Source organism: Sorangium sp. So ce145 (genome assembly GCF_051525985.1).
GTDB classification, from domain to species: domain Bacteria; phylum Myxococcota_A; class Polyangia; order Polyangiales; family Polyangiaceae; genus Sorangium; species Sorangium cellulosum_B.
Map to the genome: position 1 here is coordinate 2,548,114 of NZ_CP150315.1, position 23,867 is coordinate 2,571,980.

Consider the following 23,867-nt stretch of genomic DNA (forward strand, 5'->3'; position numbering starts at 1 on the left):
GTCGTCAGGAAACTCCGAACGCCGCTCTGGAGTCCGGGCGCTCGGCGCGCCCGCGACATCGCCGCCAAAAGCCACGCTGGCAGCGCAGCAGCGCGTCTTCGACCGCTTTCGGCACGAATACAGTGACCAGCGTCCGCACGAGGCGTTCGGCCAGAGCACGCCGGCTTAGCGCTACACGCCTTCGCGCCGCTCGAGTCATCTCACCTTCCCGGGCGCGGCTCCAGCCGGAGCCACACGCCGCCGGACGTGCGCAGCGTGGTCGCGAAGTGCAGCCGCGTCGTCCGCCCCGGCACCGCGCTGATCCGGTAGCGCTGGAGGAGGCGGGCGAGGATGAGCTGCCCTTCCATGAGCGCGAACTCCTTGCCGACGCACTGCCGCTGCCCGATCCCGAACGGGATGAACGCGAGCGGGTGCCGGGCGCGCGCGTGCTCGGGCGTGAACCGGCCAGGGTCGAAGCGCGCCGGAGCCTCCCAGTGGTCGGGGTGCCGGTGCAGGACATAAGTCATGACACCCACCATCGTGCCGGCGGGGATGTGGAAGCCGTCGATCTCGTCGTCCTCGATCGCGGTGCGAGGTATCCAGTACGCTGGCGGGTAGAGCCGGAGCGCCTCCTGGACGACCGCGAGCGCGAGCGGGAGCCTGGGGACGTCCGCGAAGCCGGGCCGCCTGTCGCCGAGCGCCTCGTCGACCTCCGCCGCGAGCGCCCGCAGGAGGTCGGGGTGCTCGACCAGGAGGTGGAGCGCCCACGCGAGGGCGACCGAGGTCGTCTCGTACCCGGCGAGGAACATCGACACCGCCTCGTCCCGCAGCTGCTGATTGGTCATCTGCTCGCCGGTCTCGGCGTCCACCGTGGCGAGGAGGATCGAGAGCAGATCGCCGCCGCGCCCCGGCTGCGCGCGGCGCTGCGCGATGAAGCGAAACACGTGCTCGTCGATCGCCTTCGCCGATCGCTCGAAGCGGCGCCGCCCGGGGGCCGGTATCCAGCTCGGCAGCGCCCGGAGCGCGGCCCCGAGGAGCATGTAGTCGAGCGCGTACCGGAGCGAGCCGCCGACGGCGTCCGCCTCCTCCTTGGTGATCCCCGAGCCGAACATGGTGTTGAGGATGACCTTCATCGTGATGTGCGGGAGCTCCCGCTCGGCGTTGACCGGGCGCCCCGCGGCGGCGGCCGCGCCGAAGCCGGCCATGCCGTCGTCGATCGCCTGCACCATGAGGTCGCACATCGCGGCGAGCCGGTCCCGGTGGAACTCCGGCTGGATCATCCGCCGCTGCCGCAGCCAGAGATCCCCCTCGCTCGTGGGCAGCCCATTGCCGATGAGCGAGCGCACGCTCTCCCATATCGCGCCTCCCTTGCGGTAGTTGCGCGCGTTGTCGCGCAGGACGTGCTGCGCGTGCCTCGGGTGGTTCAGCGCGACGAGCCGCGCGACCCCGAGATCGATCGTGTACAGATCGCCGAGCTGCTCTCTCGCCGAGAGGAGGTAATCGAGCCGATCCTTGAGCAGGTGCGGGAGCACGCCGACGAGCGGAAAGCCGCGCGTCGACGGCGGCGTGCTCGCGCGGGCGGCGGCGCCGGCGGCGGCGCGGGCGGGTGTGCTGGAGAGAAGATCTGGCTGCATCATGGCCTCGTCAAGGTAAGGGGCGTATCCGCGCGAGGGGCGGTATCCGAGCCGCTCGCCGGATGGAGCGCCCGCTGCGCTGATCGGACGAGCGTACATGAGCCCGGACCCCGGCGACGAGACCTTGGAAAGACGCCTTCCCGGCGTGCCTCCCCCCACCGCCCACAGTGTGGACGCGCGAGGTACACGCGACTCCGTGAGCGTCCGAAGGCCGATGTCCTCGGACGGTGGATTCCTACGCTGTCACACCACAGCGAAAGGCGTCCTCGCGAGAGCGGAACTAGCGAGCCCAGCGCACGAAGAGCGGGCTGGTCCAGACCTTGGCGTCGCCGATCTCGCGCCCGAAGAGGTACACAGGATAGGCGGGCGCTTGCCCATCGAGCGCCGGCGGTGCAGCGCTCCAGGGCACCGTCAGCTCGCCCGTGAGCTCCAGCGGCAGCGCCGCGTCCGTCACGCGCTCGACCGCGACGAAGAGGCCCTCGCCGCCGAGATCGAAATGAACCCGGCCCTTGTCGAGCAACGCTCCTCCATTCACTTCGAGCTGCGCCGCCTCTCGCCAGGGCTGGCCATCGAAGCCGCTCACGCGCACGTCGAGCGTGAGCTGGGCGTGCCGCAGCGAGAGCAGCCGGAGATCGAGCTCGTCCGCGTCGCCATGGGTGGTGCTCCGGACCTCGAAGCGCCCGTCGGACAGCGCACGCACGCTCTCCTCGGGGTGCTCGAAGCCGCGCGCCGTCCAGTCTTCGACGGCCGTGCCGCTCACACGCAGCGACAGCGCGTAGTCGGCCCAACGATAGCGATCGCGCACGCGCGCGCCGCCCCAGCGCACGCGCAGCCGCTGCGCGGCGTAGCCGAACTCGCGGTGCAGGTCGCGCTCCCAGACCACGCCTCGGTGATCCTTGAGCGCGACGTACTCCCAGCCAGAATGCCCGAGCACCCGGTAACGCACGGGCAGCGGCCCCGCGTGCTCGAGCTCGTCGCCCTGCACGTGCGCGCCCGACGCCAAGAGCGCGACGTTGCGCTCGCCGGTCGTGGCCCACGTTCGGCGCTGGCGCAGGGCCAGGCCGATAGAGGCGCGATCGAGCGCCGGGCTGAGCACGCCGGTGAGGCCGCCGCGCACGCCGAAGATCGACGCGCCGGGAGCGCCCCCGCCTGGCCGCCCGCGATGCTCGTCGCCGGAGGCGCTGGCGCCGAGCCGGTAGCCGCGCGCGAGCGCCTCCGAGAACAGCCACTCGAAGTGCCCCCAGGACGACGAGAGCTCGCATAGCCGCTCGAGCTCCGTGTGATGGTAGTCGAGGCTCGCGCGACGACCGCCCACGTGAGGGATCAAGAGAAAGCGCTCTGGCGCGTCCTGATATGCCGCGTAGAGCGCGGTGAGCGGCCAGCGGCCGGGCTCCGGCGCTGCCCCGCGCATGTGCTCGTGCCACTCGAACGAGCGCAGCGATCTGCCGCTCGCGTCGTTCGGGAAACGCACCTCGCCGGAGAGGAAGACGACGTTGTGGTCTCCTCCCACGGCGCTGTTGCCGCACCACTCGGTGCCCGGGAAGCACACGAAGCGGCCGTCCTCGTGGAAGCGCGCTATGTCCGCCAGCGCCGAGCTCCAGTCGCGATCCGTGATCTGGAAATCGTTCACCGTGTAGCCGAGCACGTCGAGCCCAGCGAGGTCACGCGCAAAGCTCAGGTTGGAGGCGGTGGAGTTGGTGCCGACGGTGTCGTGCGCATGCACGTGTAGGTCGGCGAAGTACGGGCGCTCGCTGGGCAACTCGCCGATCGAGAGCGGAACGGACGAGACCCATGTCTCCTCTCCGCTATCGACGCGCACCTCGAGCCGGTAGTTCCCCGCCTCCGAAGGCCGGAGCTCGTGCCGCAGCGCGCGCGCGCCGGCCACCCACGCCACCGTCTCGCTCGCCGCCGCGCCGCCCTTGAGCGAGAGGCTCACCCGAGCCACCGCGAGGGCGCACGGGTTGCCCCAGGCGTCGTCGAGCCGCACCACCACCGGCACGCTCACGCCGGGCCGAGCCGCGCGCGGCGTGAGCACCCGCAGGGCGTGCGGGCGCCCGGCAGCGACGCGGAGCACGATGTCGCCGGGGACCGCCGCCAGCCGCGACGTGCCTGTCACGTCCACGTACGCGCGGAACCTGAAGCCGTCCTCCACGAACGTCTGCACGCGCGTGCCGGCTCCGCCGTGCGAGCGATCTCCGAGGCGCACCTCGATGCGATCACCGGGGCGCGCGAAGCCGTCGACGAGGTCCACGATGACCGCCTTCTGGTACGGGCGCTCGTGTCCCTTGGTGTCGTACTTGACGGCCAGGCGCCGGAGCGTCGCCGGGCTCTCGCCGGGGAAGCTCGCCCTCGGCACGAAGCGCGCACTCAGGTAGTCGCGCCCTCGCGGCTCGTGCGTCTGCAGCTCGCCCCAGTCCGAGTAGAACTTGAATGTGATCTTCAGCCGGCCGCTGTCGGCGATACCCGAAGCGCCGATCTCGTAGACCAAGAGGATCTCTTCCACGGCCCCTGCGCGCACTTCGCCGTGCGAGGCGCTGAGCGAGCCGAGGAACGGCAATCCCGCGAGATACGCTTCGAGCCCCTCCGGGGCGATCACGGTGGTCGCCACGGCTCAGTACACGAACTCGGCGCGGCGCTTCGTCAGCCCGAAGTCGACGAGCTCCTGCGCGCGCCGATCGGCGAAGGCCCTGAGCTCGGGCGAGACGGCGACCGAAAGCTGCTTGCCCGCGGCATACAGCGGGTTCTCGGCCGAGATCTGCTGCACGAGCGAGGGATCGAGGCGCAGATCCTCGGCGAACCACTCCGCCGTCCGCCGAGGGTTCGCCGCCACGAACAGCGCTGCTTCCTGGATCGCCGCCGCCAGTCGCTCGCGCAGGCCGGGGTGCTCCGCGAGGAACTCCGTGCGTGCGATGGCCCAGAGGTGATGCGGCCAGCGCTGGATCACCCGCGCGCCCTTCTGGCTGAACTTGAGCAGCTGCGGCTGGCGCAGCAGCACCGCGTCCGCCTGCCTCTGCTCGAGCGCGGCGGGCTGCGCGTTCGGCGGCACGTTGACGACCGTGACGTCCGCTGCCGGGTCCAGCCCGGCCTCCCGCAGCGCCGCGAGCAAATCGACCTGTGAGTCCGTGCCGAAGGCGACGGCGATGGTCTTTCCTCTCAGATCCGCGAGCGACCGCGCCGGGCTGTCGGCGGGCACGACGAGGCCGTGGCCGGACTCGCCCACGGCGGCGATCACCGTCACCGCGCCCGGTTGCTTGGAGAGGTAGGTGGCCGTGGGCACGAGCGACGTGAACGCGACGTCGAGGCTCTTCGAGACCAGGGCCTCGATCTGCGGCGGCCCATACTGGAAGAAGGCGGCCTGCACCGCGATGCCGTGCGTTTTGCCGATGTCCGTCTTGCCCAGGACCTTCGCGACCTCGCCGTGCAGCGCGGTGGGATAACCGACGCGCACGGCCAGCGGCTGGGCGCTCGGGACCCGGGGCCACGCGAGCGCCAGCGCGACGGCCGAAAGCGCCGTCAGCGCGGCGATCCAGCCGAACTTTCTCGCTCCTCGACTCATGATTCTCTCTTTGTTCCGCTTCGTTCGAAGGACCTTCAGCCCGCCTTCTTCCAGGGGAAGATCCGCGCTTCCAGGCTGCCGAGCGCGGACGTCATCAACGCCCCGATGATGGCGATCATCGACATGCCGACGAACACGCGCGGCGTCTCGAGCTGGAGCCGGTTCAGCTCGATCATGTGTCCCAGCCCGGAGCGAGCGGCGACCAGCTCCGCGGTCACCACGGCCATCCACGACTGACCGAGGCCGATCTTGAGGCCCGTCCACACGTGGGGCAGCGACGAAGGCAGATAGACGAAGCGCAAGAGCGACAGCCGGCGCGCGCCCAGGCAGCGCGCCGCGCGCAGGTGCTGCGAATCGACCGCGCGAGCGCCGCCGAGGGCGTTGAGGAAGATCGGGAAGAAGGCCGCGACGGCGGTGACGAAATAGCTGGGATGATCGCCGAGGCCGAACCACAGGATGGCGATGGGCACCCAGGCGATGGGCGGGATGGGGCGCAGAAGGGAAAGCACCGGCAGGAGCAGCTGGCTCAGCGAGGGAAACGACACAACGAGCAAGGCCAAAGGCACCGCCGTGAACGCCGCCAGCGAGAAGCCGCTCAGCACCCGCTTCAAGCTGGCGGCGACGTCGACGAGCAGCGTGCCGTCCTGCACGACCTCGCGAAAGCCGCGCAGCATGGCCCAGGGCGAGGGCAGCAGGATCGCGTTGTCGAGCCACAGCGACGCCGCGCCCCAGCCGCCGAACAGCAGGGCCACGCCGGCCAGCGCAAGACCCGACGCGCGCGCCACGTCCCAGCGGACCGGGCGCCCGGGAACGGGCGCGGCGAGCAGGCTGGACTCGGCGTCGCTCGTCACGGCACGACCCTCGGGCCATCGAACGTCTTCGATCTCGCGTCCCGGATCAGCCTGACGAAGATGGGAGTGTGAGGGCGCACAGCCATGGCATGAACGGCCGAGGCGCGCTCCGAGATGAGGACGAGGGACATCAAGTGTCTTTCGATCGTGAGACGAAGTCCGACAACGCAATCCCACGCCGCCGGCGCCGCTCACGCGCGCTCGGTCAGGCGCGAACGTCGGCCGCGCGAGCTCTGCATCGGCTGGTGCTGGCAGCGGACATGCCAAGAACGTGCCAATGACAAAAGTCGCGCGCGACGGGCGATTTCTCCGTCGCCGCGGGGCGACGCTGCTTCCATAGCAGCAGCGGATCAGCAACGCTGCTGCTCTGGCAGCAGCGGGGAAATCGAGAGACAGAGGCGGCATGGCCGAGCGCCGGTCACCGGATCACCCAAGGCCCGGTGAGGTCGCGTTATCGCCGCGAGCCGGAGAACGACACCACACGAGACGATCCGGATAGACCGTTGCGCGTGTCCTCCGGTATGCTCTGAGCATCCGTATGGCCCGCTCCAACGCTCCGTTCTTCATCGTCGGTAACGAGCGCTCCGGCACAACGCTGCTCATGGCGATCCTGGGGCATCATAGCCGCCTCGCCGTGCCCGAGGTCGCCTGGTACTACCCGCGCTTCCGTCCCTACCTGCACACGTACGGCGATCTGACGCGGGCGGAGAGCTTTCGCGCGCTCGTCTCCGAGATGATCTTCGGGCTGAAGACGCCGTTCTTCGGGCTGGACCTGAACCCGAGCACGATCGTGCAGGAGCTCGTCGCTCGCACCCGGCGAAACACGTTCGGGGAAGCGTATCTCGTCATCCTCGAGCGCTACGCAGACGCGGTGCAGAAGCCGCGCTGGGGCGAGAAGACACCGCACAATCTGTTCTACGTACGCGAGATCCTCGAGGACTTCCCCGACGCGAAGTTCTTGAACCTCGTGCGAGACGGGCGCGATGTCGCGGTGGAACAGCTCCGCTCGGCGTTCGGCCCCCGCAACGTCTACGCCGCCGCGCTGATCTGGCGCCGCTCGCAATCCATCGCCGAGCGCTGGGCGCGCACGCTGTCCAGGTCGCAATGGCTGGACGTGCGCTACGAGGAGCTCGCCCGTGAGCCCGAGCGCGTGCTCGAACGGGTGGCGGAGTTCTTGGGTGAGGACCACGAGCCCGAGGTCCTCGAGTTCCACCGGGGGGAGATCGCGCGCCGGCGCGCGCAGACGCGCGACCACCGGGCCCTCGGGGGTCCGGTCTCGACGCAGTACGTCGGCATCTACCGGCAGTACTTGAGCCTGGAGGAGCAAGGCGTGTTCGCTGCGGTCGCCGCCGACGCGCTCGAGCGCGCAGGGTACGAGGTCGGGGTGAGCCCGCGGCCCATCTCGGGCGAGGAGGCCGCGCTCTTCCTGGAGCTCGATGCCCGCATCCGCGCCGCGACCCTCGACGCGCCCGAGGGGCATGTCGTGTACGAGAGCTACAACGATTGGCTCGTGGATCAGCGCGAGGAGCGCCGCCGGCGTGGCCTGTGGACGCGCGACGCCGCGCCGCGCCCGTTCGGCGCGGAGGAACCCCTCTTCGACTGGGACGAGGAGTTCATCGCAGGCCAGCGCGCGCCTCGAAAATGGAAGGACTACTTCGCCGTGAAGCGTCGCTACCACGGCACGGGCATCGTGCTGTGACGCAGGCGGCAATCGATGGGGCGCTGGCAGCCGCGGGCGAGCGCGCCGCCCTGGCGAATCGCGCGGGCGGCGCCATCGAGCTCACCGAGGTATCGGTGCGGTTCGGCAAGGCCGGGCGCGAGGTCACGGCGCTCCAGCGCGTGAGCCTCACGATCGCGCCGGGGCAGTTCGTGGCCGTGCTCGGGCCGTCCGGCTGCGGCAAATCGACGCTGCTGAACGTGATCGCCGGGTTCGAACGACCACGGGCGGGCTCCGTGCGGGTCGACGGCGAGCTCGTGACCGAGCCCAGCCCGCGCCGCCCGGTGGTGTTCCAGCAGCACTCGCTGTTTCCGTGGATGACGGCGCTCGACAACGTCGCCTTTGGCCTCAGGATGGCCGGCGACGCGGCGGCGCGCGAGCGCGCGCGGCACTACCTGGCGCTCGTGGGCCTGTCGGATTTCGCCGAGCATTACCCGGAGCAGCTGTCGGGGGGCATGCAGCAGCGCGTGGGTATCGCGCGGGCGCTCGCCGTGGAGCCCGCCATCTTGCTGATGGACGAGCCGTTCGGCGCGCTGGACGCGCAAACACGCGCGTTGATGCAGGAGCAGCTGCTCGGCCTCTGGGAGCGCTGGCGTCACACCGTGGTGTTCGTGACCCACGACATCGACGAGGCGATCTTCCTCGCCGATCGCGTGGTGGTGCTGGGGGTCAAGCCGAGCGGCCTCAGGCGGATCGTCGACGTCGACGTGCCGCGGCCGCGGAGCCCGCGCGCGCGGCTCGATCCGACCTACCAGGCGTTGTATCAAGAGCTCTTCGGGCTGATCCGGGAGGAGAGCTCGAAGACGTTCGATGGCTCGAGGGCTGCGTCATGACGAGGGACGGGCGGCCGATGGCCTGTGTCCTCGGCGCTGGCGTTCTGCGCTATCACGTCGTCGCGCGCGCCGCGAGGTGCCGCTCGATGTGGCCTATCGCCGCCGCCACGCCGTCCTCGCCGCGGATCTTGCGTCCGAGCTCCTCGGCGCGCTGCTTCATGCCGGCGTCGGTCGCGGCGGTCCGGATCGCGGCCGCGAGCGCGTCGGCGGTGAGGCGTGGCCGCGGGATGGCGCGCGGGCCGACGCCGAGCTCCTCGACGCGGCGCCCCCAGAAGAGCTGGTCCCCGAGGTGCGGGACGACCACCGCGGGCCGCCCGGCGCGCAGGCACGCGGCCACGGTGCCTGCGCCCCCGTGGATCACCGCCGCTGCGACCCGCGGATACAGCCAGTCGTGCGGCGCGCCGTCGATCCGGAGGATGGTGTCGGGCAGCGCCGTGTCGCCGAGCCCGGCCCAGCCGGAGAGCAGGATGGCGCGCTGGCCGCTCCGCGCGACCGCGTCGACGAGGAGCCTCGTCGTGGCGCCGGGATCGTGGGACGTCATGCTGCCGAAGCCGAGGGCGACAGGCGGCTCGCCCGCCGCGAGGAACCGCTCGAGGGCCTCGGGCGGCCGGTAGTCGCCGCCTTCATCGAGGAACCAGTAGCCCGTCGTGTGGTAGCTGGGCGGCCAGTCCGGCGGGTGCGGGACGACGTGGGCGCTGTAGGCGTGGACGACCAGCATGCGGCGCAGCGCGGCCATGTACGCGCGCCGATCCTGCGGCGGCAGGCCGAGCCTCTGCCGCACGCGGGCCGTCACGCCGCCGTACCAGCGCCACACCGTCGGCTCGATCAGGAGCTTGCCGAACAGGAGGTTGAGCAGGCTGTCGCTCCGCGGGAAGGGCGCGGCGACCGCGGTGGGCCCGTGGCGCGTGGCCAGGATGGAGGGCTGGAACGGGATGCTGACCTGCACCGCGCCGGAGGCCTCGGCGATGGAGGCCGCGTACGTGTCCGAGGTGAAGCTGCTCAGGATGAGCTCGGCGCCCTCGCACGCGCGCAGGGCGTCGTCGGTCATCTCCGCGCCGAAGCGATCGATGAGCCGCTGCAGGATCCGCGACTGGGCCATGGGGTTCGTGCCGCGCGACACCCACTCCCTCCCGAGGTCGCTCTCCATGACCTCGACCATGTCGACGCTCCCCGGGACCGCCGTGAGCCCGTGCGCCTCGATCCAGGGCTGGAAGCTCTTGCCGGCGAGGACGCTGACGGCGTGGCCGCGGGCCGCGAGCGCCTTGCCGAGCGCGATCGTGGGCTGGACGTCGCCCCGGGTGCCCAGGGCGAGGATGGTGGTCTTCATGGGGCCGCCTCGCCTCAGAGCGCCTTCCAGGACGCGTCGCCCGACGGCAGCCGCGGCGGCTCGACCGACAGGATGTAGTCGACCCGGCGGTTGCGGGGCTCGTCCACCTGGTCCGCTGTCTTCACGAGCGGCGCCGACTCGCCGAGCCCCTCGAAGGCGATGGAGAGCTTCACGCCGCGGCCCTTGAACCAGGCGGCGATCGCGCGGGCGCGCTTCCGCGACAGGGCGAGGTTGTGCTCCGCGCTGCCGACCGTGTCCGTGTGGCCGACGATGAACAGCGTGATCTTGCCGAGCTCGCTGGTCTTCGCCACGACCTCCGAGATCTTCTGGAGGCTCGCCTCCAGCTTGGGCACCTCGGGGGCGCGGATGACGTCGGAGTTGGTCTCGAACTGCACCTCTTCGTGGGGGATGCTCACGTTCCAGGGGATGATCGCGATGCCCGCCCAGTACCCCGCGGTGTCGTGGCCGTAGACCTCGATGCGCGCGACGGGCTCGTCGCTCGAGGGCGACCAGGTCACGGCGAGCGGCGAGCCGGCGGCGGCCCCGCCGAACGGCTTCTCCTCTTCGGCCAGGACCGCGCCCGACTGCCCGAGGACCTTGATGCGCACCTTGCTGGCGGCGCGCGACAGCTTCACCTCGATCTGGCGGCCCTTGAGGTCCACCTTGGACCTGTCGATCGTCACCTCGAGCGCGGGTGGCCTCGCCGGGGCGCTCTGCGCGGGCGGGGGCGCGGGCGAGGGGCCGTCGGCGCGCGCGGCGGCGGGGGCGAGCAGGGAGGCGGCAAGGAGCACGGCCGGGGCATGGCGCATGGGGATCCCCATCTCTGGAGGGTGAGGGAAATGCGGGAAGACGTCCCCGAGCATACCAAAGGGCGCGCGTGGTGGAGCGGCGGGGTGACCTGCTGTGTGTTCGCGGCGCGAGCCGCACTGCGCGCCGGCCTGCACCGGTGTAGGGTTGTACGGTCGAGCGCCGAGCGCGCTCCGGCAACGGGGCCGGAGATCCTGCTGAACGGCGTTCCACGTCACATGGCAGTCACCATTTTCGACCTCTTCAAGATCGGTATCGGGCCCAGCAGCTCGCACACGGTCGGGCCGATGCGCGCGGCGCGCATGTTCGCGGTGGATCTCGACGAGGCGGGCCTGCTCGCCCGCACCGCGGCGGTGTCGGTGGAGCTGTTCGGGTCGCTCGGCGCCACCGGCCGCGGCCATGGCAGCGACAAGGCCGTGATCCTCGGGCTCATGGGCGAGACGCCGGACGGCGTGGACGTCGAGCGGGCGGGCGCGATCGTCGAGGGCGTGCGGCAGAGCGGCCGGCTGTCGCTGCTCTCCCGCCACGAGATCGGCTTCCAGGTGAAAGGACACCTGGCCTTCCTGCACCGGAGCCTGCCGTTTCATCCGAACGGCATGCGCTTCACGGCGCTGGACGAGGGGGGCGCGCCGCTGCGCGCGCGCGTGTATTACTCGGTGGGCGGCGGCTTCGTGGTGAACGAGGCGGCGGCGAAGGGGGAGAACCCGATCGAAGCGGACACGACGCCGCTGCCGTATCCGTTTCACAGCGCCGCGGAGCTGCTCGCGGCGTGCGCGGCGAGCGGCCTGTCGATCAGCCGGGTCATGCTGGAGAACGAGAAGGTCTTTCGCCCGGAGGCGGAGACCCGGGCGGGGCTCCTGCGCATCTGGGGGGTGATGCAGGAGTGCGTGCGGCGCGGCTTCCGGGCGGAGGGCGTGTTGCCCGGCGGCCTCAAGGTGGTGCGCCGCGCGCCGGCCCTGTACCGCAAGCTGATCGAGAGCCCCGAGGCGGGGCTCCGGGATCCGCTGACGGCGATGGACTGGGTGAGCCTCTATGCGCTCGCGGTGAGCGAGGAGAACGCCGCCGGGGGCCGGGTGGTCACGGCGCCGACGAACGGCGCGGCGGGGATCATCCCGGCCGTCCTGCACTATTACCGGCGCTTCGTGCCGACGTCGACGGACGAGGGCGTCATCCGTTTCTTGCTGACGGCGGGCGCGATAGGCATTCTCTACAAGGAGAACGCGTCGATCAGCGGCGCGGAGGTGGGGTGTCAGGGCGAGGTGGGCTCCGCGTGCTCGATGGCCGCGGGCGCGCTGGCCGAGGGGCTGGGCGGCACGCCGGAGCAGGCGGAGAACGCGGCCGAGATCGCGATGGAGCACAACCTCGGGTTGACGTGTGATCCGGTGGGCGGGCTCGTCCAGGTGCCGTGCATCGAGCGCAACGCGATGGCCGCGATCAAGGCGATCAGCGCGGCGCGCATGGCGCTGCACGGCGACGGGGCGCACTTCGTGAGCCTCGACAAGGTGATCAAGACGATGCGCGACACCGGGGCAGACATGGAGTCGAAATACAAGGAGACGGCGCGCGGGGGGCTCGCGGTCAACGTGCTCGAGCTGCCGGTGGAGGTGGGGGTCAATCTGCCGGAGTGCTAGGATCGCGGGGGCCAGGTGCGTGGCCGCGCGGATCCGAGCCTCCTCGCGATGTGCGCGGCAGGCCCCGGGATGCCGTCACGCCGAGGCGTAGAACCAGCCATACGAGCTCGTACAGATCCGCCCCGTCCAGCGCCGGACCGACGTGGGAGAGGTGGTTGATTCCTTCACGGCGCGCTCCGGCGCCGTGCCAGGCGCGCGTCGACGGACCAGCGCCCCGCGCCGACGATCACGAGAAAGAGCGCGCCCAGCAGCATCGCCCAGTCCGTCCTCGCCTCGTGGGCCATGCTCAAGAAGCCGTAGTGCGGCAGCTTGCGCACGTGGAAGCCGAGGATGTCTCGGCCGAGCAGGATCGGAAGCTTGGTCGATGCCAGCGCCACGACCATGTCGATGACGAGCAGAGCGGCGGCGAACCGGGTCAGGAGCCCCGCGAGCACGAGCGCCCCGCAGACGATCTCGACCACCCCGACGAAAGGCCCCATGGCTTCCGGCCAGGGGATGCCGATCTTGACGAACCGTCCGGCGCCGAGCTCCGCTGGATAGATGAACTTCTGGAGCCCTTCGGACAAGAAGACGGCCCCGACCGAGAGGCGGACAAGGAGCGTCGCCGCAGGCGCCTCGGAATCGAGCATCTTGCGCAGATGTTTCATACGTTCGTTCCAGCCCTGTCGAGGGAGCGCGGATGTGGATCTTCCAGAGTCCCACCCGGATCTCACGATCCGCCGTCCAGATGATGGTTCGAAGCGCGTAGACGATCTTCGCAATCCCGTCAATCTCGACCCGCTGCCGTACGGACGCGGCTTTCAGCCTTCCGGCTCGGTCCTACAATCGAACCCGGCGCCTCCGCATCGGCCGGCTCGGCGCTCCTTGGTATCGTGATCCATGGCTCAAATCGCCCGCATCGCAGGTCACGGGATGGAGCCAGCTGCTGCGCCCGTGACCGGCGCCTCCAGGGGAATGGACTGCTCGATCGCAGCACACGCGTGGAGGGGCTGAAGCACGGGTAGCGCGCTGGGGCGCGCTGCGGAAGGGAGGCATCGCCCATGAACAACGACGGATTGTTGCGACGGACGCTGGTGCTCGCGACCAGCAGCATCGGCATGAGCGCCGTCCTCGGCGCCTGCGCCCGGCCTGGCGCCGCGGCCCGGGAACCGAAACAGGACGGTGGCGCTGGGGAAGGCGACGAAGTCACCCCCGGTGAGGATCTGATGCGAGAGCACGGGGTCCTGCGCCGGGTCATGTTCCTGTACGACGAAGCAATCCGGCGCCTGGACGGGCACGAAGAGGTCCCGGAGGACGTGCTCCTCTCGGCTGCGGGCGTCGTGCGCCGGGTGATCGAGGACTATCACGAGAAGCTCGAAGAAGACTTCCTGTTCCCCCGCTTCGAGAGGGCCGGCAAGCACACCGAGCTCGTCGTGGTGCTCCGGCGCCAGCACCAGGCCGGGCGCCTCGTGACCGCCGACGTGCTCACGCTCGCGAGGGAGCCGCTTCGCGAGCAAGCCGCTCGCCGCAGGCTCGCCGACAGGCTGCGCGCGTTCAATCGGATGTACCGGCCGCACGCGGCGCGCGAGGACACGGTGCTCTTTCCCGCGCTTCGGGCGCTCGTCGGCGGGAAGGCGTATGCCGAGCTCGGCGAGCAGTTCGAGGACAAGGAGCACCGCATGCTCGGCGAGGGGGGCTTCGAGAAGGCGGTCGCCGAGGTCACCGAGCTCGAGGCGGCGCTCGGAATCGCCGACCTCGCGAGCTTCACGCCCACATAGGGGGACGGTGCGACGGGAGGACCCGGCCTTCGCGACCGCCGCGCAGCGATGTGGCCGGCGGCATGATCGTCGACCATAATGTCCACGTGTTGTATGTCCGCCACGTGCCGGGTCCGCCGCTTTCGGCGCACGTCGCCGAGCTCTGGTACCTTTCGGCTGCTCCGCCTCACGCGGCCGAGCGCATCCTGCCCTCCGGTACCCTCCAGCTGGTCGTCAACCTCGACGAGGACGAGGTTCGCATCTACGACGGCCCCGCGATTCGCCGCTACTCCGGTGCGGTCGTGTCGGGCGCGTACCAGTCCTCCTTCGGCGTCGACACACGCGAGCACGCATCGATGGTCGGGGTCCAATTCCGCCCCGGCGGCGCGTGGCCGTTCCTCGGCGCGCCGCCCGGCGCGCTGATCGACACGCACGCCGACCTCGTGGACCTCTGGGGGTTGCGAGCGGCGGAGCTCCGTGAACGCCTGTGCTCGGCGCCAGAGCCGCGCGCTCGCTTCGCGCTGATCGAGCGCGCGCTGCTCGACCGCCTTTCGGTTGCGCGCCCCGGTCATCCCCTGGTGCCGCACGCGATCGCGGCGCTCGAGGGAGGCGAAAGGCGCGTCGCCGACGTGGCGGCCGCGCTCGGCATCAGCCACCGCCGGCTCATCGACGTGTTCACCGCCGAGACCGGCCTCGCCCCGAAGGCCTTCGCCCGGATCACACGCTTTCGGCGGGCGCTCTCGCAGGCCGAGAGGGAGCGCGAGCCGGACTGGGCCCGGCTCGCTGCCGTGTCAGGGTTCTGCGACCAGTCGCACCTGATCCGCGAGTTCGTGGCGCTCTCCGGCAATTCGCCGACCGCGCTCGTCGCCCACTCCTCCCGCGAACGCGTCAAGTTGCACCACATCGCCCTCGCCGCGCCAGCCGCGCCGGATGGGCCGCGCGGAAGGGACCGGCAACACGCGCGAGATCGAAGGTCCTGACCCGATGACCGCGAAGGAGCAGCGCGGCGTCGGGACGCGCCGCAGCGCACCGCATCGCGACAGACGACGAGCCCGGTCGCTTCCAGTCCGTCCTGCTAACCCGCCGATGCCTCGTGAAGCTCGACCGGGTTGCCGTCGGGATCTTCGAGCTGAATCTGCGCGCCCCCGACGCCGCGTTCGATGTCGTTTCGGAAGGGTGTGCCGGCCGCGCGGAGTCGCTCGATGAGCGCGGCGAGGTCGTCGACGTAGAGGACGATGCGGTTCCAGCCGCCGGCGACCTGAGCGCGGCCGTCGGGCATGGGGCGCGCGCCGGAGCTGCCGGGGCCGCTCAGGAGCAAGCGCAGGTCACCGCGGGAGACCGTCGCGAACGCCGTGCCGGACTGCAGGTCGAGCGTGAAGCCGAGTTGCTCGGTGTAGAAGCGAACGGCGCCATCGACGTCCGTGTTCTGGTAGCGGACGACGGCCGAGGTGGCATCGGGGCCTTCCAGGGCCGAGGTCGATTCCTCCGGCGCCTCGTGAAGCTCGACCGGGTTGCCGTCGGGATCTTCGAGCTGAATCTGCGCGCCCCCGACGCCGCGTTCGATGTCGTTTCGGAAGGGTGTGCCGGCCGCGCGGAGTCGCTCGATGAGCGCGGCGAGGTCGTCGACGTAGAGGACGACGCGGTTCCAGCCGCCGGCGACCTGAGCGCGGCCGTCGGGCATGGGGCGCGCGCCGGAGCTGCCGGGGCCGCTCAGGAGCAAGCGCAGGTCACCGCGGGAGACCGTCGCGAACGCCGTGCCGGACTGCAGGTCGAGCGTGAAGCCGAGTTGCTCGGTGTAGAAGCGAACGGCGCGATCGACGTCCGTGACCTGGTAGCGGACGACGGCCGAGCTGGCATGGGGGCCTTCCATGGCCGAGGTCGATCCGGTGGTACGGGACATGCAGCCTCCGAGAGAGAGAATGACCAGGATGAGGATGATCTTGAGGATGATCTTCATGCGCCGATTCTGTTGCCCGCGCGCGGCGCCGTATTGGACAAATTGGAAGCCACGGCGGTGCAGGCCCTCGTGGGCATGCGCCGCACCGAGCGCGGGTGTGGACGACCGCTTTGCCTGGATGGTGAGCGACGCCGCCGCGTCCGGCGCGTAGCTCCACCCACCAGCAGTCCGGCCAGCGTCATCCGGCCGCACCGACGGGGGTGTGCTGCTCCCTGCCGAGGGGCGCCACCTTCAAGCGCTCGAAGGAGCGCTCGGCATCGCGCTCTTCACGCGTCCCTCACGGCACGCTTACGGTATCACGAAAATGACCGAGAGATCATCCACGTAGAAGGCGCCCGTGGAGTTCGCGCCCATCCAGGCTCTGACCGCGCCGAAGTTCCGCGCCTGGTTGAGGAAGTAGCTCGGGATCGCGACGTCGAGGCTGCCGGACGCCGCCCCCAGGAGGGTAATGGTCGCCGTCGCCGCGCTCGCGCTGATGTTGAACGTCAGCTGCACGCTGAACACCTGCCCGCGCTGATACGTCCCAAAGGTCAGGTTGCTGTCGTCGTTGACGCGCACCGTCCCGTTCGTGAGAAAGTCGAGGTGCAAGAAGCTGTTCAGGTCGCTCAGCGGCTGGTTGAAGCCCTCGAACTGCAGCGTCGGGACTCCGCCGTCCGCGCCTGGAATGAAGAGCCTGGCGGTCGCCATGTATTGTCCATCTCCCCGGAAGGCGCTGAAGCGACCCTGGATCGACGTCACGTCGTTGAAGCTCGGGTGCTGAATGAGCACCCACTGATCGTTGGCCTCGCCGGCCGGAGAAGCGGCCACCACCACGTTGCCGTTGCCGAGCGCCGCCGCGACGGTGCCGACCGCTTGCTGTGAGCCCGGCGGCTGAGATGCGGTGTCCTGGTTGAACCCGGCGCTGAGCAGCGTCTCGGCGGTGCAGCCTGTGAGCAGCGCCGGCGCGGCCAGGAGCGGCAGACCCAGGATCGTGCGCCGAGAGACGAGGAGCGATTTGCCGGTCGCATGATCTTTGGCGCGAGCAGACGCGATCGTTCGATTGAACGTCATGTTCATCTCCGTTGGGTGAAATCGGCCCACGCACGACGTGCATGGCTCCGTGTTCGAAGGGGCGTCGTCGCCGAGAAGCGGCGTACAGCGACAGGTTTCGCAAGCGTCATGCCACGGCGAGCGGGTCACGCACCCCCCGACGAGCCCCCGTGTTCGCGCCGAAAACGAGGCTCATCGCTCCCCTGATCTCTAGAGAAGAGCACGGGGCTGCCGAGCTCCCTGTCTCGCTGAAGGAGACACCTGTTCCCCCGGAGGACCAGCGCGCGCAGGGATGGCCTGCGCCTGCGGAGGAGAGCTCCGCGCCGAGCGAGGCGCTCGCCTGCCGGACGACCGCCAGGCCGCCCCATGAGACCGTGAGCTGGAACAAGACATCAACCCAGAGAAATTTCCGCCCCGGATGCCGTCGATGTGGGGCAGAATACGCATCGACAATGGCGCTCCGCGGCAAGCCAACCGCCCCACCATCAACGAGCTGGATCCAGGTGCGCCATCGGCATCGACGAAGGTGATCGACAACACCAAGCGGGCCGGACCCAGCGCCCAAGCGCGGCCGGAGTTCGCATCGTGGACGCCGCATAGGCCAGCTGTCGGAGACCCCGGGCGGCGGCGAGCGGGCGCCGGGAGAGGTCGGCGCACGAGCCTTGCGCAGCAGAGATCATGGTTCGAATTTGCTTTACGCTCGCAACCCAGCCTGAGATGCTATGCGCTGCGACGAAACAATGCACGACAGGCGCATCGTTTCGAATGCGCAAGCATCTTGGAGGGGTAATATGCCGATCTCAGTGACAGTCAAAGGCAAGACGTACGAGAGCGACGGTCATTACCATGCGGAAGAGGTCATGTTCGCTTCCGTCAAGCGTCAAGGGAACCTCGAGGTGGAAATGAACGGTTGGCCGTGCACGGGCGAACGGCACCACAATTGCCATCAGCTCTTCCTCGACCAGTCCTCGACCCGCACGATCACGGTGACCATCACGGACGATCATGCCGGCTACGCCGCGAACCATGGGCGCAAGTTCGGGGAGAAAGGGACGATCACCTACGCCAATGGCGTCGCGACCTACGGCTAGAGCGGCAGACAGCTAGAAGAGCGTCAATCCTCCGCCCACCATCGCGGAGACCGCGCCCTTCGGCCGGAGGCGGCCCGTCCCATCACGCCTCCACCCCGTACCTGTCCAGCCACTGTTTCAGGCGCAGGTAGCTCCTGAAGACGATGAGCGCCGCCGAGCGCGTCTTGTTGTGGTTCGCTTCCTTCATGGCCCGCTCCAGGTAGCGCAGGACGGCGTGGGTGATGGTCTCTCGAGGCTGAAGCCGTCGCCGTGCGGCTGACGCGCGTCTTCGCGACGAGGATCCAGATGGCCGCCATCGCCGGCGGCTAGCCCTGGCTCGATCGGGACGCGCGATCCGCCGGGTACGGACGCACGTTCCCCTGACGAACCCTGCGTCGGGATCACAAGCTGATCTTCAGCTGTCTGCTCGCGTGCCGTCCCGAGCGGCGCAGCGTCGCAAGGGGGGCGATTCATGAGAGCGCCGCGAGATGTGGTCGTGATGATCGCTCGTCTGGACGTGTCGGCTTTCTCCAGGCCGAGGCTGGACTCCAGGGATGATCCGGGCCTCCGGGTTCGCACCTCCGAGACTCCAATGGTGCAAGCATAGCGAGGACGGTGCCTGGGGGATCGCCCTCGGGGCACGCTCGACCCGGGAGATCCTCTGGGTCGAGCGCTGCCGCGATCCTCTTGCCCGCGACGTCCTGGATGCGGTCCGGAGCCTGAGCGGATCGAGCGACGACTGGCGTCGCTTCAGGGAGGTCCTTGGTCGAGGTCGCCAGCGACGCTTCAGAAGGCCGGGTAGCAGCTCTTGCCGTCGGTGGTAATCGGCTTGTCCTCGGGCTCGGCCTTCGTGAGGTCGATGGCGTGGAGATCCGTCACGTCGTCATGGCGCAGGCAGTAGACGAGGGACGTCGCGTCGGGAGAGATCGTGACGCTATCTATGTAGGTGTCGGGCTCGGCGAGCACGAGGGGGGACATCGTGGCCGTGGCCATGTCGTAAACCAAGAGGGCGCTTGTGGCTACCGTGGTGTCGTCGGCCGGGATGTTGATGGTTCCGACGAAGACAAAGCCGCTTCCGTCGCCGAGCCAGCTCGCCGGCGTGAGGGAGGGCTGCACCTGGCCTGCGCCGTAGCCCTCGTCCACGAGCTTCGTGGGGCTGGTGCCACCCGCTCTCGGATAGAGGAAGATGCCCTGATCCTCCGAGTTCACGCACACGCTGTGAATGAGGAGGACTTCGCCGGTGGCCGGGTTGACCGAAGGTTCTATCACCGTGCAGCTCAACACCGTGGGGAAGGGCTCCGGCAAGCCACCCCCCGCCGGCACGCGCCACGGGAACGAGCCTCCTTGAAGGCTTGTTCCCTCGTACCACCAGCTGCCAAAGTCATAGAGAATGCCGGTGCCGTCAGCCGTGAACATCGGTGCGTCCACCGAGATTTGGAAGTTCGTACGGCCCGCGCCGTCGTTGGGAAACACCGGCGTGAGGCGGCGGAAGTCGGTCCCGTCGGTGGCGAGGCTCCAGAGGCGGCGGGTCGCGAGGTGGGTGTCGTTGTCTTCCTTGGTGGGGCCGTAGAGCGAAGCGAGGACGATGCGGGTGCGGTCGGGCGAGAGGGTGTGGCCCCAGATCTCCCAACCTTCGCTGCCGTCGCCGCGCAGATCGGTGACCACGCGCTCGGCGCCGGTCGCGAAGTCTCGCGCGATGAGCTGATCGTGATCGGCCGTCTCCGCGCGCACGTAGAGGAACGTGCCGGCGGGGAGGGCACCCGCGCCGGTGGACGAGCCACCGCTGCCGGAAGCGCCGGCGCCGCCCGATGTGCCGGTGGTGCCGGAGGAGCCGCTCGGACCAGCACCCCCGGCGCCGGAGGTGCCCGCGCCGCCGGACGTGCCCGCGCTGCCGGAGGTGTCCGATGTGTCGGCGGACGACGCGGTCTCGATTGTGCACGCCGACGTCGAGCTCGCGGCGATCGCAACGAGACTGAGAACTAGCCACCTGTTCTTCGTTGGAATCATGCGACCAGCCTAGCAAACTCTACTCACGCGCATTCGTCTTTCAATCCGGCTGGATCTCAGGCTCGACCAGGTGCGCTCGACGCCTCCCCGGCGTTCGCCCTCAGTCCTCGATGCGCAGCACGAGCCCCGCTGGCGGCATGTTCACGCCGAACCACGCCCGGCCCCGGAAGGTCACGGCGCCAGCGGGTAGCGAGTCTAAGCGGGTTCGCAAAATCAAGCCCGCTCGCCCCGCCGTTACGGTTGACGTAAGGGCCGAAGGACGGTCCGCCCAAAGTTCTCGACTTTGTCCGCGATTTCGCACGGATAGTCCGCGTGCGGGACATCATGACCGGCCCGCGACGACGCCTGCGTGTTCAGCGTCTCGGTCCGGTGACCCTCAACGCCCACACGCACGAGGCCAACGCACTCATGAGGCTGTGACCAACCATCTTGACGCCCGCCACCCGAAGATCCGGATGCGGGAATTCCGCACGTCCGGATCTGTGGGGGGCGGGGGGTAGTCGACCCCGGCCTACCCGACTAGGGGATTTCGGGGTCGGTGTGCCTTCTCCACTCGTTCCGCGCGCTCGAGTTGGCGGTCCGGGCGGCGAGCTCGCGCTCCACGCCGGTGATGGCGGGCATCTTGCGATGGCGCAGCTCCCCGGGAAGGGTGATCTCCACCTGAGTTCGTGCTTCACGCAGCGTGCCGGGCCATCCGCCGGCGGCGGGGCGGCCTTCTCGATGGAGGTCTTGACGCCAACGCCTGGCCCACGCCTGGCCCAGCGCGTTTGCGCTCTGCTCGATGAATCGTTGCCGTACGGTCGCCTGCGCCGAGCCGTCTTGGTCGGTTGCTGGCTCTGACGGGGCGCTCTCGGCGCCCTGGCTCGGCGCTGCGCGCTTCACTCGGTGACCGTAGGCTGAGGCCCCGGGACGATCCCTGCGATGTCCGGATCCTGTCCCGGCGTCCCGCTGACGCCGGAGCCCTTTTCCATGCGGCGCGCGAGACGGTTCGCGTCTTTCTCGCGCTGCTTCTCTTGCCGTTCGCGTTCCTTTTGCCGCTTCAATGCTCCTTGCCTCTGCATGCGAAACAGGCCTTTCGGCGCCTCCGGGCGCGTTCTTCAGCACCTCATGGTGCGTCCTGAGTGCGCAGGCGTGGCGGCGCACGAGCGCCGCCACGCCGCGCCCGTGATCAGTACCGGTCGCGACCGCCGCCGCCGAAGCCGCGCGCCGGACGCTCCTGGGCCTCGTTGACCTTCAGCGTGCGGCCATCGAGCATGGCGCCGTTCAGCTGCGAGATGGCGCTGTTCGCGGCCTGGGCCGTGCCCATGGTCACGAACGCGAAGCCGCGCGGCTGTCCCGTCTCGCGGTCGGTCGGCATCGCGATCTCACGGACCTCGCCGGCCGCGGCGAACGCGGACTCGAGGGTCTCGCGGGTGGTGTTGAACGAAAGATTTCCTACGTAGAGACGATTTCCCATGCCACCCTGCTCTTTTACGGCTTTCTGGTGCGCTCTGCGGCGCTCTCGGCCTGCCATCCGACGAAGCCGTGATGGATCGAATGGAGACGTGCGGCGCGGAACTCCCGCGCGATCACACGGTGCGTCGTCCAGTCGTCCGAGCGAGCTGCAATCTCCCTCACGAGAGAGGGAAGAGGGAAAGCGTCGTTATAGAGGGCCAGGGACGGTCGTGAGGAGGGCATCCTAGCCCGGCGCATCGTCGTCCGCAAGCGCGCCGTTCCGTCTTACGTCACCGAGCCTGCCGCCGACCGCAGGCGGCAGGCGAACAACGAGGTTGCATCGGGGCGAAATGGCCCATGTCCGCGCGCCGTGCACCTCGGCCCCGGACCCTGCGAGGGCCCGCCGTGAGCTGAGCGGGGGCCTGGCGCCCGCGCCCTCGCGACCGCGCGGCGTGCTGAACGTGCCCGGCCCCGGCGCGAGAACGTCAATCTCACTTGTATGCCGCGGACGCATCCGACTGCCAACAAGCGAGCTCCTTGAAATCGGAGCAGCTCATCGGCGCGATGTGGGTGATCATCGCGTCGTGTCCTGAAGCGGACCCCGAGCGACCGCTGTCGGCCTTACGGCCCTGGGATGTACGCACGGCTCGATGGGCTCGCCCGGTGCCGCTCGAGGATCGAGAGCGCTCGCCCCGGGGTTCCGCGCGGTCGCGCCGGCGCTACCGAGGGGGGGGCGCCTTCGAAGCGCAGCAAGTGAACTTTGCGTGGCTCGACTCGTAAGCGGCGCAGCGACCATCGTACCCGGGGTCGAACGCCGCGAGCTCCGCGCCGTCGCTCGCGCACGTGGCGTAGGCCCGTTCCTTGAGGGCGCTCGCGTCGATGCACGAGGTGCCGTCGCCCAGAGAGCCACCCCAGCAGGCCTCCGGCGGAGGAGGCGGGGGCTCGACGCCGCAGCACTCGAAGACGGCCTTGCTGGTCTCGTTGCCGGTGCAACGCGGGTTGTCCTGCTCGTAACTGAAGGAGGTGAAGCTGGCGCCTGCGCTCACGCACGTCGCATAGGCCCGATCCTTCATGGCCGTGCGGTCGACGCAGGAGAGGCCGTCGCCCAGCTCGCCCTTCCAGCACGTGCTCGGCGGAGGAGGCGGCTCGTTACCGCAGCACTCGAAGACGGCCTTGCTGGTCTCGTTGCCGGTGCAACGCGGGTTGTCCTGCTCGTAACTGAAGGAGGTGAAGCTGGCGCCTGCGCTCACGCACGTCGCATAGGCCCGATCCTTCATGACCGTGCGGTCGACGCAGGAGAGGCCATCGCCCAGCTCGCCCTTCCAGCATGCGCCGGACGGAGGAGGCGGCGGAGGAGGAGGAGGCTCGCTACCGCAGCACTCGAAGTAACCCCAGGTGGTCTCGTGGGCCGCGCAGCTCGGGTTGTTCCGCTCGTAATCGAAGAAGGTGAGGTCTGCGGCCGAGCGCGAGCACGCCGCATAGGCCTGTTCCTTGAGCGCGGAGGGGTCGACGCAGGATCTGCGATCGCCGAGCTCGCCCTTCCAGCACGCGCGCGGCGGAGGGGGCGGCGGCGTGGAGCCGCAGCACTCGAAGGTGGCCTTGGTGGCCTCGTTCAGACCGCAGCGCCCGGGGTCCGGCAGGGCGTCGAGCCAGGTGAGCCGGGCGCCCGCGCTCACGCACATCGCGTAGGCCCTATCCTTGATGGCGCCCATGTCGATGCAGGAGGACCCGTCGCCCAGCTCGCCCTTCCAGCACGAGTTCGGCGGCGGCGGAGGCGGCGGCTCGCCGCCGCAGCACTCGAAGACCACCTCGCTGCTCTCGTGCTCGGCGCAGCTCGGGTTGAGGGTGTCGCTCACGAAGCTCGCGAGCTCCGCGCCCATCCTCGCGCACCTCGCCTGGGCGTGATCCCGGAGCGTGGCCGTGTCGTGGCACGTGAACCCGTCGCCCATATCCCCGAGCCAGCACGCCGAGGGCGGGGGGGGAGGCAAGCGTCCCCCGCCGCCCTCCGACCCCGGGTCCTCCCCGCCGCCCGCCCCTTGATCCACGTCCCCGCCGTTCCCGCCCTCCCCGCCCGTCGAGCCCGCTGGTGGATCGGGATCCGGCGCCAGGGTGATGGTGCACCCGGATCCGACGAGGAGACTGGATATCGAGACGCTGAGCAATAGACCTATCGCAAGGGAAGTCCGCATCGTGATCCTCCGTGAAAGCCGGCGTTGCGCCGGACAGCTCCGAACGCGCGCCGCTCGTGCTCCGGTCAGCGCGCCCTCTCCGTCGTGTCGCTCTCCATCTACCAACCGCG

The 23,867-nt window shown here is 69.8% G+C and carries 19 protein-coding genes and 1 pseudogene; 7 read left to right on the forward strand and 13 right to left on the reverse strand.

Going from position 1 to position 23,867, the window contains the following annotated elements; translation table 11 throughout:
• Window positions 1-40: 40 nt before the first annotated feature.
• Window positions 41-166 (forward strand): annotated as a pseudogene (locus tag WMF34_RS09740) (integrase core domain-containing protein); the annotation flags it as partial.
• Between the two features lie 34 nt (window positions 167-200).
• Here the strand turns inward: WMF34_RS09740 and WMF34_RS09745 are convergent.
• The 4 genes from WMF34_RS09745 to WMF34_RS09760 all read right to left on the reverse strand — a co-directional run bounded on the left by WMF34_RS09745 (window position 201) and on the right by WMF34_RS09760 (window position 6,215).
• Window positions 201-1,613: a cytochrome P450 gene (locus tag WMF34_RS09745; RefSeq protein ID WP_437993100.1), complete on the reverse strand. Its 1,413-nt coding sequence runs from the start codon at window positions 1,611-1,613 to the stop codon at window positions 201-203.
• A gap of 280 nt (window positions 1,614-1,893) precedes the next feature.
• Window positions 1,894-4,221 (reverse strand): hypothetical protein, encoded by a 2,328-nt coding sequence (locus WMF34_RS09750; RefSeq protein WP_437993101.1) that lies wholly within the window; start codon window positions 4,219-4,221, stop codon window positions 1,894-1,896.
• Window positions 4,222-4,224: 3 nt separating this feature from the next.
• Complete coding sequence (locus tag WMF34_RS09755; protein WP_437993102.1) at window positions 4,225-5,169, reverse strand: ABC transporter substrate-binding protein; 945 nt, start codon at window positions 5,167-5,169, stop codon at window positions 4,225-4,227.
• 35 nt (window positions 5,170-5,204) lie between these two features.
• Window positions 5,205-6,215 (reverse strand): ABC transporter permease, encoded by a 1,011-nt coding sequence (locus WMF34_RS09760; RefSeq protein WP_437993103.1) that lies wholly within the window; start codon window positions 6,213-6,215, stop codon window positions 5,205-5,207.
• 343 nt (window positions 6,216-6,558) lie between these two features.
• On the opposite strand from WMF34_RS09760, the gene WMF34_RS09765 reads away from it, so the two are divergent.
• Window positions 6,559-7,719 carry a sulfotransferase family protein gene (locus WMF34_RS09765; RefSeq protein ID WP_437993104.1) on the forward strand — a complete coding sequence of 387 codons (1,161 nt, stop codon included), beginning with the start codon at window positions 6,559-6,561 and terminating at the stop codon, window positions 7,717-7,719.
• The gene (locus WMF34_RS09770) at window positions 7,716-8,570 is read left to right on the forward strand and encodes an ABC transporter ATP-binding protein (protein ID WP_012234500.1); all 855 of its coding nucleotides are present in this window, start codon (window positions 7,716-7,718) and stop codon (window positions 8,568-8,570) included. Before WMF34_RS09765 ends, WMF34_RS09770 begins: the two co-directional genes overlap by 4 nt.
• Window positions 8,571-8,622: 52 nt before the next feature.
• Here the strand turns inward: WMF34_RS09770 and WMF34_RS09775 are convergent, their stop codons facing one another.
• Together WMF34_RS09775 and WMF34_RS09780 are read right to left on the reverse strand one after the other, a co-directional pair.
• Window positions 8,623-9,897 carry a glycosyltransferase gene (locus tag WMF34_RS09775; protein WP_012234501.1) on the reverse strand — a complete coding sequence of 425 codons (1,275 nt, stop codon included), beginning with the start codon at window positions 9,895-9,897 and terminating at the stop codon, window positions 8,623-8,625.
• Window positions 9,898-9,911: 14 nt separating this feature from the next.
• Complete coding sequence (locus WMF34_RS09780; protein ID WP_080599246.1) at window positions 9,912-10,706, reverse strand: OmpA family protein; 795 nt, start codon at window positions 10,704-10,706, stop codon at window positions 9,912-9,914.
• A gap of 216 nt (window positions 10,707-10,922) precedes the next feature.
• Between WMF34_RS09780 and WMF34_RS09785 the strand changes: the two genes are divergently transcribed.
• Window positions 10,923-12,335, forward strand: coding sequence for an L-serine ammonia-lyase (locus tag WMF34_RS09785; RefSeq protein WP_012234503.1), 1,413 nt, complete (start codon window positions 10,923-10,925; stop codon window positions 12,333-12,335).
• A 164-nt stretch (window positions 12,336-12,499) separates the two neighbouring features.
• Here WMF34_RS09785 and WMF34_RS09790 read toward each other — a convergent pair whose 3' ends face one another.
• Window positions 12,500-12,982: a DoxX family protein gene (locus tag WMF34_RS09790; RefSeq protein ID WP_012234504.1), complete on the reverse strand. Its 483-nt coding sequence runs from the start codon at window positions 12,980-12,982 to the stop codon at window positions 12,500-12,502.
• Window positions 12,983-13,375: 393 nt separating this feature from the next.
• Between WMF34_RS09790 and WMF34_RS09795 the strand changes: the two genes are divergently transcribed.
• Both WMF34_RS09795 and WMF34_RS09800 read left to right on the forward strand, forming a co-directional pair.
• A complete protein-coding gene (locus tag WMF34_RS09795) occupies window positions 13,376-14,092 on the forward strand; it encodes a hemerythrin domain-containing protein (protein ID WP_437993105.1) in 717 nt (238 codons plus the stop codon).
• Window positions 14,093-14,154: 62 nt separating this feature from the next.
• Window positions 14,155-15,051: an AraC family transcriptional regulator gene (locus WMF34_RS09800; RefSeq protein WP_437993106.1), complete on the forward strand. Its 897-nt coding sequence runs from the start codon at window positions 14,155-14,157 to the stop codon at window positions 15,049-15,051.
• A gap of 95 nt (window positions 15,052-15,146) precedes the next feature.
• Here WMF34_RS09800 and WMF34_RS09805 read toward each other — a convergent pair whose 3' ends face one another.
• A complete protein-coding gene (locus WMF34_RS09805; RefSeq protein WP_437993107.1) occupies window positions 15,147-16,220 on the reverse strand; it encodes a VOC family protein in 1,074 nt (357 codons plus the stop codon).
• A gap of 96 nt (window positions 16,221-16,316) precedes the next feature.
• Window positions 16,317-17,078: a hypothetical protein gene (locus WMF34_RS09810; RefSeq protein WP_437993108.1), complete on the reverse strand. Its 762-nt coding sequence runs from the start codon at window positions 17,076-17,078 to the stop codon at window positions 16,317-16,319.
• Window positions 17,079-17,848: 770 nt separating this feature from the next.
• Between WMF34_RS09810 and WMF34_RS09815 the strand changes: the two genes are divergently transcribed.
• Window positions 17,849-18,148: a hypothetical protein gene (locus tag WMF34_RS09815; RefSeq protein WP_012234509.1), complete on the forward strand. Its 300-nt coding sequence runs from the start codon at window positions 17,849-17,851 to the stop codon at window positions 18,146-18,148.
• A gap of 765 nt (window positions 18,149-18,913) precedes the next feature.
• On the opposite strand, the gene WMF34_RS09820 is transcribed toward WMF34_RS09815, so the two are convergent.
• The 4 genes from WMF34_RS09820 to WMF34_RS09835 all read right to left on the reverse strand — a co-directional run bounded on the left by WMF34_RS09820 (window position 18,914) and on the right by WMF34_RS09835 (window position 23,757).
• A complete protein-coding gene (locus tag WMF34_RS09820) occupies window positions 18,914-20,134 on the reverse strand; it encodes a hypothetical protein (RefSeq protein ID WP_437993109.1) in 1,221 nt (406 codons plus the stop codon).
• 878 nt (window positions 20,135-21,012) lie between these two features.
• On the reverse strand, window positions 21,013-21,195 hold the full coding sequence (locus WMF34_RS09825; RefSeq protein ID WP_044964443.1) for a hypothetical protein: 183 nt from the start codon (window positions 21,193-21,195) through the stop codon (window positions 21,013-21,015).
• A 107-nt stretch (window positions 21,196-21,302) separates the two neighbouring features.
• A complete protein-coding gene (locus WMF34_RS09830; protein WP_012234511.1) occupies window positions 21,303-21,590 on the reverse strand; it encodes an RNA recognition motif domain-containing protein in 288 nt (95 codons plus the stop codon).
• 697 nt (window positions 21,591-22,287) lie between these two features.
• On the reverse strand, window positions 22,288-23,757 hold the full coding sequence (locus WMF34_RS09835) for a hypothetical protein (RefSeq protein WP_437993110.1): 1,470 nt from the start codon (window positions 23,755-23,757) through the stop codon (window positions 22,288-22,290).
• Window positions 23,758-23,867 lie beyond the last annotated feature (110 nt).